Below are 13864 nucleotides of genomic sequence, written 5' to 3'. Positions count from 1 at the left end.
CACCGGTAACAGGTGCGAGAGACGGGGCGGAGGCGAGAGTGGCGCTGTGAGTCGCCCCCGGGCCGGTGCGCGGACCGGCCCGACAGGAGGGCGTACGGCGAAAGGAGCACAGCGCATGGACGATGATCGACTGGTTCGGGGCCGGTGGGCCCGGCGGGCGGCGACGATGCTGGTGAGCGGGGCCGTCGCGGCCGGTGGGCTGGCGGCGCTCGCGGCTCCGGCGCATGCGGCGCCGTCCGGATGCACCCGCTCGCTGACGTGGAACGCGTACACGTTGTCCTGTGCGGAGGGCGACGGGCAGTACCGCGCCGGAGTGGAGTGCGTGAAGTACGTCAACCTGCGGTGGTACTACGCCACCCGATACGGCGAGTGGGTCGCCGCCGGGCCCGGTGGTTCCTCTCGCGCCGTCTGCCCCACGGGATACGGGGCCCAGCGCGGTTTCGGCGAGGTCGCCTGACCCGAGGCCGCCCGCCATGTGCGGCTGGCATGCTGCCCGGATGGGATTCGACCTGTACGGCGTGCTGACGCTCGACGAAGGGGTGCTCGGGCTCTTCGAGAGGGTGATCCCGGGCGGCTCCCGGTACGCCCTGCCGGTGGGCGGTTCCGGGTGGCCGGACGGGTGGGTGCTGCCCGTTCCCTGGGAGCTGGAGTACGGGACCGGCGGCCGGCCGGCCATGGTCCCGGACGCGCTGGAGCCCGCGGACGAGGACGTCTGGCGGGCTGCGGCGGGGGTGCCCGCGGGAGCCGATCCGCTGGACGCGTTCGACGAGATCGACTTCGCGCTGGTGTCGCTGCTGAGCCTGGCGGCGCCGGTGGTCCTCATCGACGACAGCACGTTCGGCGGCGTTCTGGGGCACGAGCACGCGGTGCTCGGGGTGAACGGCAGGATCGAGGCGGCGTACGGGGTGGACTTCCTCGGCGGCAGGGCGTTCGTGCTGGAGGCGGGCGGATACCGGGAGGCCGATCCGGCCGAGGTCGCGCCCGCCGCGCAGTGCGCCGAACGGCTGGACGACCGGCTCCGGGGGAGGTTCCTCTTCGACGGCTACCTGCCGCGCTCGCCCAACCGGGAGGGGCCGCCGTCCAGGGCGCCGTGGTCGGGGCCGACGCCGGAGGTCGATCCGGCCTGGCGGCGGCACTTCCCCGTTCTGGCCTGAAGGCGAAAGCGCCCGGGGCGGCATGCCCCGGGCGCTTCACGGACTGCGGGTCAGCGGTCGACCTCGCCGCGGATGAACGCCTCGACGGCCTCGCGGGCCTCGTCGTCGCTGTACTGCTCCGGCGGGGACTTCATGAAGTAGGAGCTGGCCGACAGGATCGGGCCGCCGATGCCGCGGTCCTTGGCGATCTTGGCGGCGCGCACCGCGTCGATGATGACGCCGGCGGAGTTGGGGGAGTCCCAGACCTCCAGCTTGTACTCCAGGTTCAGCGGGACGTCGCCGAACGCCTTGCCCTCCAGCCGGACGTAGGCCCACTTGCGGTCGTCCAGCCACGGCACGTGGTCGGACGGGCCGATGTGCACGTCGCTCTTGCCCATCTCGCGGGGGATCTGCGAGGTGACCGACTGGGTCTTGGAGATCTTCTTGGACTGGAGCCGGTTGCGCTCCAGCATGTTCATGAAGTCCATGTTGCCGCCGAAGTTGAGCTGGTACGTGCGCAGCAGCTCGACCCCGCGGTCCTCGAACAGCTTGGCCATCACCCGGTGCGTGATGGTCGCGCCGACCTGCGACTTGATGTCGTCGCCGACGATCGGGACGCCCGCCTCGGTGAACTTGCGCGCCCACTCGGGGTCGGAGGCGATGAACACCGGCAGCGCGTTCACGAACGCCACACCGGCGTCGAGCGCGCACTGGGCGTAGAAGCGGTCGGCCTCCTCCGAGCCCACCGGCAGGTACGACACCAGCACGTCGGCCCGCGCGTCCTTCAGCGCCTGCACCACGTCGACCGGCTCGGCGTCGGACTCCTCCACCATCTGGCGGTAGTACTCGCCCAGCCCGTCGTAGGTGTGACCGCGCTGCACGATCACGCCGGTCGGCGGGACGTCGCAGATCTTGATGGTGTTGTTCTCGCTCGCCGTGATGGCGTCGGACAGGTCCATGCCGACCTTCTTGGCGTCGACGTCGAACGCGGCGACGAACTCGATGTCGCCGACGTGGTAGTCGCCGAACTGAACGTGCATCAGGCCGGGCACCCGCGTGGCCGGGTCCGCGTCCTTGTAGTACTCGACGCCTTGGACGAGCGAAGCGGCGCAGTTGCCCACGCCGACGATGGCTACGCGCACCGAACCCATCCCAATGCTCCTTCTCGTGATCAATGTGAATCCGTGACCGCTCAGCGGTCACCGCCGGAGATGTCGTCCGCGGACGTGCCTTCCGCCCGCTCGTCTCGCCGTTCGCTCCGCCCGTCGGCCTGCTCGGCGCGTTCCCGGCCGATCAGCTCGTTCAGCCAGCGGACCTCGCGTTCGACCGACTCGAGCCCGTGGTTCTGCAGCTCGAGGGTGTAACTGTCGACCCGTTCCCGGGTCCGCGCCAGGGCGGCGCGGAAGCTCTCCAGCCGTTCCTCCAGCCGGCTGCGCCGGCCTTCGAGGATGCGCAGGCGCACGTCGGCGTCGGTGTGCCGGAAGAAGGCGAAGCGCACGCCGAAGCCCTCGTCCTCCCACGCCGCCGGCCCCGCCTCGGTGAGCAGCTGCTGGAGCCGCTCCTTGCCGTCGGCGGTGAGCTTGTAGACGATCTTCGACCGCCGGCTCTGCAGGGTCAGCGCGCCGCCCGGGTCCTCCGGCCGGTCCTCGACGATCAGCCCCTGCTCCAGGAGCTGCTTGAGGCACGGATACAGCGACCCGTAGGAGAACGCGCGGAACATGCCGAGCAGCGCGTTGAGCCGCTTGCGCAGCTCGTAGCCGTGCATCGGGGTCTCGTGGAGCAGGCCGAGCACGGCGAGCTCCAGCACGCCCGAGCCCTTCCTGCCGGCCATGATCCCTCCTGCGCGGCCGCGTCCGGCGACCGATGGTGTCTCGTTCAGATGTATCGCACGAATGTATCGGCTCGATACATCGGAAAGATACGTCTTTGTTAAAGACCTTCGCAACCGGGGGCGAACCGCGCGATCTTCCCGTGGGCCGGGGGACGGACGTACCCTGCAGGCAGACCCGTCAGGGGGGCGCGATGACGCAGACCGGTCCGCGGCCACGCCAGGTGGTCGACTACGGGCTCGCCAGGAGGGCGGCCCTCGCCGAGCTCCGCTCGGGACACCTGACCAGAGCGGACGCCTGTGACGCTCATCCCTATCTGCTGAGGGCCGCCAAGTACCATGGCGAGCCGACCGACGAGCGGTGTCCCGTCTGCCGCAGGGAGAGGCTCACCCATGTCACCTACGTGTACGGCGACGAACTCGGAGCGTACGCGGGCCGGGTCAAAGCGACGGGTGAGCTTGCCGAGATGGCGTGTGAGTACGGAGAATTCAGGGTTTATGTGGTCGAAGTGTGTCAGGGTTGTGCCTGGAACCACTTGACGGTGTCGTACGTCCTCGGTCATGGCGAGGCCCCCCGCACCCGGCGGGGACCGGCCTCGGGAGGCTGACGGACCCCCCGGGCCTGGCGACGTCGCGAGGTGAGGGGAGGTTCTGCCGGCCTCCGGCCATGCCCTGGACGGGATCGGACGCTGCACGGCGGTCGCCCCCTCATTCGCCTGCGCAGTACTGTCGGACGACGACGCACAAACGCCGTATCCCCAGTAGCCGAACGAGGTCGCGTGAGTTACCCAAGCCAGAACGGACCGCACCGCGGGCCGGCCGGACCGGGTGTACCCGGCCGCCGGTCCGGTATCCCCGGTGGCTCGGCCGGGTCTGGACGAGCCGCGGGTTCCCCCGGCGTTCCAGGCCGTCCCGGTGTTCCGGGCCGCCCGGGCGCACCCGGCGGCAGGCCTCGTGTCCCCGCCGGCAACCCGATGGGGCCGGGCGCTCCCGGCCGTCCCCGCCGCCCGGCGGGACCCCCCGGCGCCGCCGGGCCCCCCGGCCCCGGCGCCCGCCGCGCCCGTCCGGGCGGACCGGGCGTTCCCGGCGCACCCGGCGGCTTCGGAGGCGGCGGTGGCCGCGGTGGTCGTGGCGGACGCGGCGGTGACGACGACGACCTGCCGGACAAGACCGGCTGGCGCCGCTTCGTGCCGTCCTGGAAGATCGTGGTCGGCGTCCTGGCGCTGGGCTTCCTGAGCTTCTGCACCCTGGTCGGCGTGGCGTACGCGATGACCCCGGTGCCCGAGGCCGGCAACGAGGACGCCACCAAGACCGCCGGGATCTTCTACTACAGCGACGGCAAGACCGAGATCGGCCGGGTGGGCAAGAACCGCGAGCTGATCACGATCAAGCAGGTGCCCCCGCACGTGCAGGAGGCGGTGATCGCGGCCGAGAACCGCAGCTTCCGCACCGACCCCGGCGTCTCGTTCAAGGGCATCGCCCGCGCGGTCGTCGTCAACATCACCGGCGGTGAGATGCAGGGCGGCTCGACCATCACCCAGCAGCTGGCCAAGAACTACTACCTCACCGACGAGCGGACGATGAGCCGCAAGTTCAAGGAGCTGTTCATCTCGGTCAAGCTCGGCCAGCAGAAGAGCAAGGACGAGATCCTCCAGGACTACCTCAACACCATCTACTTCGGCCGCCAGGCGTACGGCATCCAGGCCGCCTCCAAGACCTACTTCGGCGTCCCGGTGGAGAAGCTGCGCCCCGACCAGGGCGCGCTGCTGGCGGCGATCATCCAGCGTCCCGGCCAGCTCGACCCGCGCAGCGAGGACTACAAGGACGAGACCCTGGCCCGCTACCAGTACGTGCTGGACGGCATGGTCAAGACCGGCGCGCTGTCGGAGGCCGACCGGCAGAAGTACAAGGACAAGCTGCCGGAGACCAAGCCGCTGAACGCCAACCAGACCTACGCCGGCGACCGCGGCTACATGATCAAGCGGGCGATCAAGGAGCTGGAGCGCGACCAGGGCATCACCGAGGAACAGATCATCGACCAGGGCCTGCACATCGTCACCACCTTCGACAAGAAGAAGATGGCGGCGGCCAAGCAGGCGGCCGAGCAGACGTTCTCCTCCCTGCACCCCAAGCGCAAGGGCAAGCACGTGCAGGTCGGCATCGCCTCGGTGGAGACCAAGACCGGCCGGGTCGTGGCGTTCTACGGCGGGCCGGACTTCCTCAAGCACGAGTACGACAACGTCTGGAAGGGCTCGGCGCAGGCCGGATCGGCGATCAAGCCGTACGTGCTGGCCACCGCCCTGGAACAGGGGTACAGCCTCAAGAGCCTGGTCGAGGGCCGGTCGGGCATGAGGTTCGACGGGCAGGGCAACCCGGCGCCGGGCGACCCCAACGCCACCGAGCCGATCCCCAACGGGCACCACGAGCCGCCGGCGATCGACCTGATCAGGGCCACGGCCAACTCCACCAACACCGCGTACGTGCAGCTCGGCCTCAAGGTCGGCCTGCCCAGCGTGATCGAGACCGCCACCAAGGCAGGCGTCGCCGAGGACCTGCTGACCCCGTACAAGTCCAGCTACGGTCTGTCGCTGGGCATCAACGACATCCGGCCGATCGAGCAGGCCGCCGGGTACGCCACGTTCGCCAACGGCGGCGACTACATCCAGCCGCACGTCGTCGACAAGGTGCTGCACCGCGACCACAAGACGATCTACAAGATCCTCAAGTGGAAGAAGAAGCAGAACATCTACAAGGAGGGCGTCACCGCCGACGTCACCCACGCGCTGCAGGCGGTCGTCAAGAACGGCACCGGCACCGCCGCCGCCCTCCCGGACCGTCCGGTGGCCGGTAAGACCGGTACCACCGACAAGAACGTCGCCACCTGGTTCGTCGGCTACGTCCCGCAGCTGTCCACCGCGGTGACGATCTACAACGACGAGAAGAAGCCGGTGGTCGCCAACGGCGTGACCCTCGAAGGTGGGACGGGTCCGGCCAAGATCTGGAACGCCTACATGTCCCAGGCGACCCGGGGCATGGAGGTCGAGCAGTTCCCGCCGCCGGCCTGGGTGGGCACCCAGCAGAAGTTCGCCACCCCGCCGGCGTCGCCGTCGCCGTCCGAGACGCCGACGTGCCGGCCGGGCCAGATGAGCACCCCCGAGGAGCCCTGCAAGGAGCGGGAACGGGACCGGCCCTGCGTCCGGCCCGGCTTCCCGCCCGGCTGCCAGCCGCAGGAGACCCCGGACCCGGGCCAGAGCGAGCCGCCGCCGGGCACCTGCCAGCGGTTCCCCGAGTGGCCGGGCTGCCCCGACCCCGAGCCGACGGAGACGGCCGAGCCGCCGGACCCGGACGAGGGACGGACCAGGACGACGAGCGACTGATCCCTGACGGGACGGTGCGAAAGGTTCATTGACCGGGCGCTGTGGCGGGCCCGCCGACCGGCGGGTCCGCCACAGCCGTTCCTAGCCGGTTCGGCGTCCGCCCGCGCCGGACGGCAGAATCCCACTCGTGTCCCCAGACGACCTCGACACCAGACCCGGCGACCGCACCGCACGTAAGGACACCGCGACCTTGGTCCAGGATGCGCAGAGCCGCCCGTTCCACCTGCGGGCGGTCGACCGGATGGCGCTGGCCGTCTGGGCGGGCGCCTGGCTCGGGGTGATGTTCTTCGTCGCGGTCATCCCCCGCGTGCTGCCGACGATCTACGACGGACGGCCCTACCTGGACCGGTGGGCGCAGTGGGACGCCGTCCGGTTCATGAACCTGGCCACCTACGGCTACGACGGCGTGCCCGGCCAGCCCGAGGATCCGGGCTGGCCCGCGTTCTTCCCCGGCTATCCGCTGCTGCTGCGCGCGGTCGGGGTGGTGATCCCCGACTACCGGCTGGCCGGGCTGGCGATCTCGCTGGTCGCCGGGGCGGTCACCATGGTGGCGCTGGCCCGGCTCGCCGAGCAGGAGGGCGGCGAGGGCACCGGGCGGCGGGCGGTGATCGCCCTGCTGGCGGGGCCGCCCGCGGTGTTCCTGTTCGCCGGGTACTCCGAGTCGGTGTTCCTGGCGCTGGCGCTGCCCGCCTGGCTGCTGGCCCGGCGCGGCCACTGGGCGGGCGCGGCGCTGCTGGGCGTTCCGGCCACCGGGGTGCGGATCACCGGGCTGTTCCTCGGGCTGGCGCTGATCGTCGAGTACCTGGTGGGGGAACGCGGCCGGCGCGCGGTCGGCTGGCGGCCGATGGCCTGGCTGGCGCTGCCGTTCACGCCGCTGCTGGCGTACTCGTTCTACCAGTGGACGCGCACCGGCGACTGGCTGGCCTGGCAGCACGCCCAGGAGGCGGGCTGGGACCGGCATCTGGTGTGGCCGTGGGAGTCGTTCAAGACCACCTGGCAGGCGGCCTGGGAGAGCGACTACGAGTTCACGCTGGCGTTCCGGATCGAGATGTTCGCCGCGCTGGCCGGGGTCCTGCTGTGCGCGTACCTGCTGGCCAGGCGGCGGTGGCCGGAGCTGACGTACGTGGGCACGCAGTTGGCCGCGCTGCTGCTGTCGTCCTACTACCTGTCGGTGGGCCGCGCCATGCTGCTGTGGTGGCCGCTGTGGATCGCCGTCGCCACGGTGGGCGCCCGCCGTCCGGGCCTGTTCGCGGGGGCGGTCGCGGCGAGCGTGCCGTTCGCCGTCCTGATGCTGCTGACGTTCACCTCCGGCGGCTGGGCGGGCTGATCCGCCGCCGTGCTCCCGTGCGCCCGGCGACCGCGAGGCCCGGTGGACCGGCCCGGACTCCGGGTGCGTCACCGAGCGCCGAGCCGGTCGATCCGGGGATCTAGCGGCCCTGCATTGCCAGGGCGCCGGCGATCAGGACCAGACCGAGCACGCTGGCCGCCGCGAGGACGATCCACGACCAGGAGACGAGCGTGCGGGCCTTGTCGGGGGCGGTCTGCACCCGTTCCAGGCCCATGTTGTTGAGCACGATCCCCAGCACGCCGAACGGCAGCAGGGTCAGGACGGCCACCGTGCCCAGGACGAAGCCGATGGACGCGGCGGTGCGGGTGAGCGTTCCGTCGGCCTGGACGCCGAGGGGGAGCTTGACGGGGACCGGAGCGGCGTGGCTCATGGCGTTCACCTCTGCGGGGGCGGGAAAGGCGATGCCTCGAGTGTGTCCCCGATCACACCGATGTAAACGCCCGTTGATCGGTGGCCCGGAACGTTCTCCGGTAGGCGAGCGGGGCGACCCCGAGGGCCTCGCGCAGGTGCTTGCGGAGTGACGCGCCGGTGCCGAACCCGGCGCGCTCGGCGATCCGGTCCACCGGCAGGTCGGTGGTCTCCAGCAGGTGACGGGCCAGTTCCACCCGCTGGTGCCCGAGCCACTGCCCCGGGCTCATCCCCACCTCCTCGCGGAACCGGCGGGTGAACGTCCGCACGCTCATCCCCGCGTGCGCCGCCATCTGGGCCAGCGACAGGGGCAGGTGCAGGCGTTCCAGCGCCCACGCACGGGTGGGGCCGGTGGTGGCGACGGACGGCTCGGGCAGCGGCCGTTCGATGTACTGCGCCTGGCCGCCGTCCCGCCACGGCGGGACGACGCAGCGCCGCGCCGCCCCGTTGGCCACCTCGCTGCCGTGGTCGCGGCGGACCAGGTGCAGGCACAGGTCGATGGCGGCGGCGCATCCCGCGGAGGTCAGCAGGTCCCCGTTGTCCACGAACAGCACGTCCGGGTCCAGCTTCACCCGGGGGAAGAGCCGCTGGAACTCGTCGGCGCGCGCCCAGTGCGTGGTGGCGGGCAGCCCGTCCAGCAGGCCCGCCCCGGCCAGGATGAACGACCCCGTGCACAGCGACACCAGCCGGGTTCCGGGCCGGATGCGCTCCAGCGCCCCGGCCAGCCGCGGGGGCGGCTCGTTCCCCTCGAACAGCGGCCCGTGCCCGGAGGGGATGATCACGGTGTCGGCGGTGTCCAGCACGGTGCCGTCGTGCTCGACGGCGATGGCGAAGTCGGCGCAGGTCCGCACCGTCCCGCCGTCGAGGGAGCAGGTCACCACCTCATAGAGCGGCGCTCCGCCGGAGGTCTGCGCGGATCCGAAGACCCGGGCCGGGATCCCCAGCTCGAACGGCAGCACCCCGTCCAGGGCCAGCACGACGATCCGATGCATGGCCCGATCTTTTCACATCTCGTCCATCGGGCCACTGTCCGGTGGGCGGGCGCTCGCGCACGCTGATGGACGTGCGCCGCGACGGCCGCGGCGCACGTCGAGAGGAGCAATGCGATGCGCGCGATCAGCCAGCGGTCCTGGGGAGCCCCCGAGGTGCTGACGGAGGTGGAGGTCGAACGACCCCGGCCCGGACCGGCCGAGATCCTGGTCCGGGTGCACGCCGCCGGGATCAACCCGGTCGACTGGAAGTCCCGGGCCACCGGCGGCTTCGGCCTGTGGGGCGAGCCCCCGATCCTGGGCTGGGACGTGTCCGGCGTGGTCGAGGAGACCGGCCCGGGTGTGACGATCTTCCAGCCGGGCGACGAGGTGTTCGGCATGCCCCGCTTCCCCCACCAGGCCGGGGCCTACGCGGAGTACGTCACCGCGCCCGCCCGCCACTTCGCCCGCAAGCCCGCCGGGCTGGACCACGTCCAGGCCGCCGCCCTGCCCTTGGCGGGCCTGACGGCCTGGCAGGCCCTCGTGGACACCGCCGACGTGCGGCCCGGGCGGCGCGTCCTGATCCACGCCGCCGCCGGCGGCGTCGGCCACCTGGCCGTCCAGATCGCCAAGGCCCGCGGCGCCCACGTCATCGGCACCGCCCGCGGCTCCAAGCACGAACTGCTCCGCGACCTGGGCGCCGACGAGCTCATCGACTACACCGAGACCGACTTCACCGAGGCCGTCGCCAACCTGGACGTCGTCATCGACCCCATCGGCGGCGACTACGGCCCCCGTTCCCTCAAGGTCCTCCGCCCCGACGGCGTCCTCGTCTCTTTGAACTCCCCCGACGAGGACGCCCTCCGCCCCCGGGCCGCCGCTCTGGGCCGCCGCGCCGGCTTCATGCTCGTGGAGCCCGACCGTACGGGCCTGTCGGCGATCGCCGATCTGGTGTCGGCAGGGCGTCTGCGCCCTGTGATCGACGCCGTCTTCCCCCTGTCCGAGGCCGCCAAGGCCCACCATCACGGTGAGACGGGCCGTACCACCGGCAAGCTCGTCCTCACCGTGCACGACTGAGCCGCGACCCGAGGCGGGCCCGGCCGCCGCGCTCGGCGCGTCAGGCGGGTGGGGCGGTCAGGAGAGCTTGGAGCGGAGGAGGGCGATGTCGGCGGCCTGGCCCTGCTGGGGGGTCTCGACGACCACGGGGGCTCCGGCGGCGCGGACCACAGAGAGGATCAGGTCGGTGTCGATGGTGCCGCTGTCGAGGTTGGCGTGGCGGTCGGCGCCGGAGCCGAACGCGTCGCGGCTGTTGTTGCAGTGGACCAGGTCGATCCGGCCGGTGATGGCCTTGATCCGGTCCACGGCGTCGATCAGCTCCTCGCCCGCGGCGTGGGCGTGGCAGGTGTCCAGGCAGAAGCCGAGCTTGGCGTCGATGTCGGCGACCTGCGACAGCACCTCCCACAGCCGGGCGATGCGGTCGAACCTGCGGGCCATCGCGTTGCCGCCGCCCGCGGTGTTCTCGATGTAGATCGGGACGGGGCAGTCGAGGCGCTCGAAGACCTTGCGCCAGTTCTCGAAGCCGGTCTCGGGGTCGTCCTTGGACAGCACGTGGCCGCCGTGCACGATCAGCGCCCTGGCCCCGATCTCCGCCGCCGCCTCGAGCTGCTGGGTGAGGAGCTTGCGGCTGGGGATGCGGATCCGGTTGTTGGAGGTCGCCACGTTCACCACGTACGGGGCGTGGACGTAGACGTCCACGCCGGAGCCCGCCAGGTCCTTGACCGCCTCCGGCACCTCCGGCTTCTTCCAGCCCTGCGGGTCGCCGAGGAAGAACTGCACGACGTCCGCACCGACGGCGCGGGCGGCGGCGAGGGGGTCGTGCCGGTCGACATGGGCTCCGATGCGCATGGCATCGAGGGTAGCCGCCCCCGGCGGTCCCGCCCGTCCGATCGGCCCGGACGGGCGGGCGGCCGTTCACGCGGCGGCGTCAGAGGGAGAAGCCGCCGTGGCGCAGTGCCATCGCACCCCCGACGAACGAGGCGATCATGGCGATGACGTTGAAGAAGCGTTCACCCGTGGTGGCGGAGACGAGCTGGGCGTACAGCGCGAGCGGCAGCCCGAGGACGGCCGCCAGCGCGCCGAGGAAGTGGGTGGCCGAGATGAACCCGAACACCAGCGCGCACACCCCGAGCACGAACGCGGCCAGCGTGAGCGCGTTCTCGAGCGGGTGCCGGCGGCCGTCGGTGTTCAGCAGGCCGCCGCGGCGCGAACGCCGTCTCTGGATCGCCTCCTGCGGCATGGCGCACCTCCCAGACGTGCGGACGTGCCGTGCAGATGCCCGGCCTGCGGCCGTTCAACCTGCCCTGACCCGGGCGTTCGCGCCCCAGGTCGGTATTTGTCGGTGGGCGGGGGTACGCTCGAACGCAACTTCGAACATTGCTTCGAACGGACTCGGGAGGCACCAGGTGGTGGACACGAGCGATCTCGAGGTCATCGGCGACGCCGAGCTCGTCGAGGAGCTGTCGATGCTGACCACCCAGACGGCCCGGATGCGGGCCCGGATGGCCGACATCGTGGCCGAGCTCGACCGGCGGCGGCGCGCCGCGGCCAGGACCGGGACCGCGGCGTCCGCGCACCGCGCCCGGCGATGACGACGGTCGGCCCGGCTTGGCCGCGGCGCCGCCGGAGCCTTGGTAGCCTGGACCGGTTCCCGCAGGCCGCGCATGCCGTGGCGCGGCCGTGCGACCGGACGCCAGCGTCCTCCTGTCACGGAAACGCCGTGACCGCCTGAGTCCAGAGGAGGTAGGGACACAGCATGCGTCGCTACGAAGTCATGGTCATCCTCGACCCCTCGATCGAGGAGCGCGCCATCGCCCCCTCGCTCGACCAGTTCCTGAACGTCGTCAAGACCGGCGGCGGCTCGGTGGAGAAGGTCGACATCTGGGGCCGCCGGCGCCTGGCCTACGAGATCCAGAAGAAGAGCGAGGGCGTCTACGCGGTCGTCGACCTCACCGCGGAGCCCGCCGTCGTCAAGGAGCTCGACCGGCAGCTCAACCTGAGCGAGACGGTCCTGCGTACGAAGGTCATCCGCCCCGAGGTCCACTGACCACCGGTTACGGTGGGCCGCCCCGACAGATGGAGCCAGCCCGATGGCAGCAGGCGACACCCAGATAACGATCGTCGGGAACCTCGTCGAGGACCCGAACCTGCGCTTCACCCCCAGCGGCCAGGCGGTGGCGACGTTCCGCATCGCCTCCACGCCGCGCTTCTACGACCGCCAGTCAGGTGAGTGGAAGGACGGCGACGCCCTCTTCCTGACCTGCAACGTCTGGCGGCAGGCGGCGGAGAACGTGGCCGAGAGCCTGACCCGGGGCATGCGGGTGATCGTGCAGGGTCGCCTGAAGCAGCGCTCGTACGAGACCCGTGAGGGCGAGAAGCGCACCGTCTACGAGGTCGAGGTCGACGAGGTCGGCCCGTCGCTGCGCAACGCCACCGCCAAGGTCAACAAGACCCAGCGGCAGGGCGGCGGGTTCGGCGGCGGCCAGGGCGGCGGCTTCGACTCGGGCGGCTTCGGCGGCCCGGCCGCCGCGCCCGCCGGCGGGGGCGCCCCGGCCGGCGACCCCTGGGCCACCGGGGGCGGGGGCGGCGGCTTCTCCGACGACCCGCCGTTCTAGGACGCCGGGCTCTTCCACCAGTTCACACGACCATTCCCGCGTCAGCGGGGCTCTGATCAAAGGAGCACCACGATGGCCAAGCCACCGCCGCGCAAGCCCAAGAAGAAGGTTTGCGTGTTCTGCCAGGAGAAGATCTCCTACGTCGACTACAAGGACACCGGCCTGCTGCGGAAGTTCATCTCCGACCGCGGCAAGATCCGGGCCCGCCGGGTGACCGGCAACTGCACCCAGCACCAGCGGGACGTCGCCACCGCGATCAAGAACGCCCGCGAGATGGCGCTGCTGCCCTACACCAGCACCGCGCGCTGAGAGGAGGCCCCGAGATGAAGCTCATTCTCAAGCAGGAGGTCTCCGGTCTCGGCGAGCCGGGTGACGTGGTCGAGGTCAAGGACGGCTACGGCCGCAACTACCTGGTCCCGCGCGGTCTGGCGATCCACTGGACCCGCGGCGCCCAGCGCGAGGTCGACTCGATCAAGAAGGCCCGCGCCGCCCGCGAGATCGCCACCCTGGAGCAGGCCCGCGAGGTCGCCGGGCAGCTCGCCGGCCTCAAGGTGACCCTGCGCACCCGTGCCGGCCAGGGCGGCCGGCTGTTCGGCTCGGTGACCGCGGCCGACATCGCCGGCGCCGTCAAGGACGCCGGCGGCCCGGATCTCGACAAGCGCCGCATCGAGATCCGCAACCCCATCAAGACGGTCGGCGTCCACCAGGTCGCCGTCCGGCTGCACCCCGAGGTCAGCGCCACCATCCAGCTCAACGTGGCCGCTGCCTGACGGGTAGCCGCAACCAGGCGGAACGGCCCCGCGCCCGCCCGCCGTGTCCATATCGAAGATCGCCGAACGGCCGGGACCCCTCCCAGGCGACACCGGGCATCGTGCAACCCGCACACCCCCCGGAACCCCCTGGACAGTCCCGGCCGTTTCTTCGTCCGCCCCCGCGTCCCATGCCCTCCCACCGCCCCTGACCCCTGCGGGGGAGGCGAGGCAGGGAGCGGTCGGGCGGTTCTCCGGTGGTTCAAGGCGGCGTCATGCGCGGATGGGTGCGGCGGGGCGGTTCGTTGGGTCGCGGGCAATGTGGGGTGTGATCTGCGTAAGGGCGGCTCACACGCTTGGGCGTTCGTGTCCTGCTGGTTAG

Annotated in this window: 17 protein-coding genes; 11 read left to right on the top strand and 6 right to left on the bottom strand. The window is 71.6% G+C overall.

What is annotated here, in order from left to right; genetic code table 11:
- Positions 1 to 115: 115 nt before the first annotated feature.
- Together HNR21_RS04920 and HNR21_RS04915 are read left to right on the top strand one after the other, a co-directional pair.
- On the top strand, positions 116 to 457 hold the full coding sequence (locus HNR21_RS04920; protein WP_119731473.1) for a hypothetical protein: 342 nt from the start codon (positions 116 to 118) through the stop codon (positions 455 to 457).
- Between the two features lie 40 nt (positions 458 to 497).
- Positions 498 to 1154, top strand: coding sequence for a hypothetical protein (locus tag HNR21_RS04915; protein ID WP_119731472.1), 657 nt, complete (start codon positions 498 to 500; stop codon positions 1152 to 1154).
- 50 nt (positions 1155 to 1204) lie between these two features.
- Here HNR21_RS04915 and HNR21_RS04910 read toward each other — a convergent pair whose 3' ends face one another.
- Both HNR21_RS04910 and HNR21_RS04905 read right to left on the bottom strand, forming a co-directional pair.
- Entirely contained in the window at positions 1205 to 2284 is a 1080-nt protein-coding gene (locus HNR21_RS04910; protein WP_119731471.1) for an inositol-3-phosphate synthase, read from the bottom strand.
- Positions 2285 to 2325: 41 nt separating this feature from the next.
- Entirely contained in the window at positions 2326 to 2964 is a 639-nt protein-coding gene (locus HNR21_RS04905; protein WP_233358832.1) for a PadR family transcriptional regulator, read from the bottom strand.
- 191 nt (positions 2965 to 3155) lie between these two features.
- Here HNR21_RS04905 and HNR21_RS04900 point away from each other — a divergent pair, with 191 nt between their 5' ends.
- From HNR21_RS04900 to HNR21_RS04890, 3 genes are all read left to right on the top strand, one after another.
- A complete protein-coding gene (locus HNR21_RS04900; RefSeq protein ID WP_182704242.1) occupies positions 3156 to 3569 on the top strand; it encodes a DUF5318 family protein in 414 nt (137 codons plus the stop codon).
- Between the two features lie 366 nt (positions 3570 to 3935).
- On the top strand, positions 3936 to 6338 hold the full coding sequence (locus tag HNR21_RS04895; RefSeq protein ID WP_182704241.1) for a transglycosylase domain-containing protein: 2403 nt from the start codon (positions 3936 to 3938) through the stop codon (positions 6336 to 6338).
- Between the two features lie 127 nt (positions 6339 to 6465).
- The gene (locus HNR21_RS04890) at positions 6466 to 7665 is read left to right on the top strand and encodes a putative hexosyltransferase (RefSeq protein ID WP_312880848.1); all 1200 of its coding nucleotides are present in this window, start codon (positions 6466 to 6468) and stop codon (positions 7663 to 7665) included.
- A gap of 100 nt (positions 7666 to 7765) precedes the next feature.
- Here the strand turns inward: HNR21_RS04890 and HNR21_RS04885 are convergent, their stop codons facing one another.
- Together HNR21_RS04885 and HNR21_RS04880 are read right to left on the bottom strand one after the other, a co-directional pair.
- On the bottom strand, positions 7766 to 8056 hold the full coding sequence (locus HNR21_RS04885) for a hypothetical protein (protein WP_182704240.1): 291 nt from the start codon (positions 8054 to 8056) through the stop codon (positions 7766 to 7768).
- A 52-nt stretch (positions 8057 to 8108) separates the two neighbouring features.
- The gene (locus HNR21_RS04880) at positions 8109 to 9086 is read right to left on the bottom strand and encodes a GlxA family transcriptional regulator (RefSeq protein WP_182704239.1); all 978 of its coding nucleotides are present in this window, start codon (positions 9084 to 9086) and stop codon (positions 8109 to 8111) included.
- Between the two features lie 114 nt (positions 9087 to 9200).
- Between HNR21_RS04880 and HNR21_RS04875 the strand changes: the two genes are divergently transcribed.
- Complete coding sequence (locus tag HNR21_RS04875) at positions 9201 to 10139, top strand: NADP-dependent oxidoreductase (RefSeq protein WP_182704238.1); 939 nt, start codon at positions 9201 to 9203, stop codon at positions 10137 to 10139.
- A gap of 57 nt (positions 10140 to 10196) precedes the next feature.
- Here the strand turns inward: HNR21_RS04875 and HNR21_RS04870 are convergent, their stop codons facing one another.
- Both HNR21_RS04870 and HNR21_RS04865 read right to left on the bottom strand, forming a co-directional pair.
- Positions 10197 to 10967, bottom strand: a complete 771-nt coding sequence (locus HNR21_RS04870; protein WP_119731466.1) for a deoxyribonuclease IV — start codon at positions 10965 to 10967, stop codon at positions 10197 to 10199.
- Between the two features lie 79 nt (positions 10968 to 11046).
- Positions 11047 to 11358 carry a hypothetical protein gene (locus HNR21_RS04865; protein WP_182704237.1) on the bottom strand — a complete coding sequence of 104 codons (312 nt, stop codon included), beginning with the start codon at positions 11356 to 11358 and terminating at the stop codon, positions 11047 to 11049.
- Between the two features lie 166 nt (positions 11359 to 11524).
- Between HNR21_RS04865 and HNR21_RS04860 the strand changes: the two genes are divergently transcribed.
- The 5 genes from HNR21_RS04860 (at position 11525) to rplI (ending at position 13503) form a co-directional block, all read left to right on the top strand.
- A complete protein-coding gene (locus HNR21_RS04860; protein WP_233358830.1) occupies positions 11525 to 11710 on the top strand; it encodes a hypothetical protein in 186 nt (61 codons plus the stop codon).
- 164 nt (positions 11711 to 11874) lie between these two features.
- A complete protein-coding gene (rpsF, locus tag HNR21_RS04855) occupies positions 11875 to 12165 on the top strand; it encodes a 30S ribosomal protein S6 (RefSeq protein ID WP_119731464.1) in 291 nt (96 codons plus the stop codon).
- A 43-nt stretch (positions 12166 to 12208) separates the two neighbouring features.
- On the top strand, positions 12209 to 12733 hold the full coding sequence (locus HNR21_RS04850; RefSeq protein ID WP_119731463.1) for a single-stranded DNA-binding protein: 525 nt from the start codon (positions 12209 to 12211) through the stop codon (positions 12731 to 12733).
- A 72-nt stretch (positions 12734 to 12805) separates the two neighbouring features.
- Positions 12806 to 13042: a 30S ribosomal protein S18 gene (rpsR, locus tag HNR21_RS04845; RefSeq protein ID WP_019631633.1), complete on the top strand. Its 237-nt coding sequence runs from the start codon at positions 12806 to 12808 to the stop codon at positions 13040 to 13042.
- Between the two features lie 14 nt (positions 13043 to 13056).
- Positions 13057 to 13503, top strand: a complete 447-nt coding sequence (gene rplI, locus HNR21_RS04840) for a 50S ribosomal protein L9 (RefSeq protein WP_119731462.1) — start codon at positions 13057 to 13059, stop codon at positions 13501 to 13503.
- Positions 13504 to 13864: the final 361 nt, after the last annotated feature.

This window comes from Thermomonospora cellulosilytica, from assembly GCF_014138835.1.
Classification (GTDB): domain Bacteria; phylum Actinomycetota; class Actinomycetes; order Streptosporangiales; family Streptosporangiaceae; genus Thermomonospora; species Thermomonospora amylolytica.
This window is presented reverse-complemented; position numbering and strand designations above follow the sequence as displayed.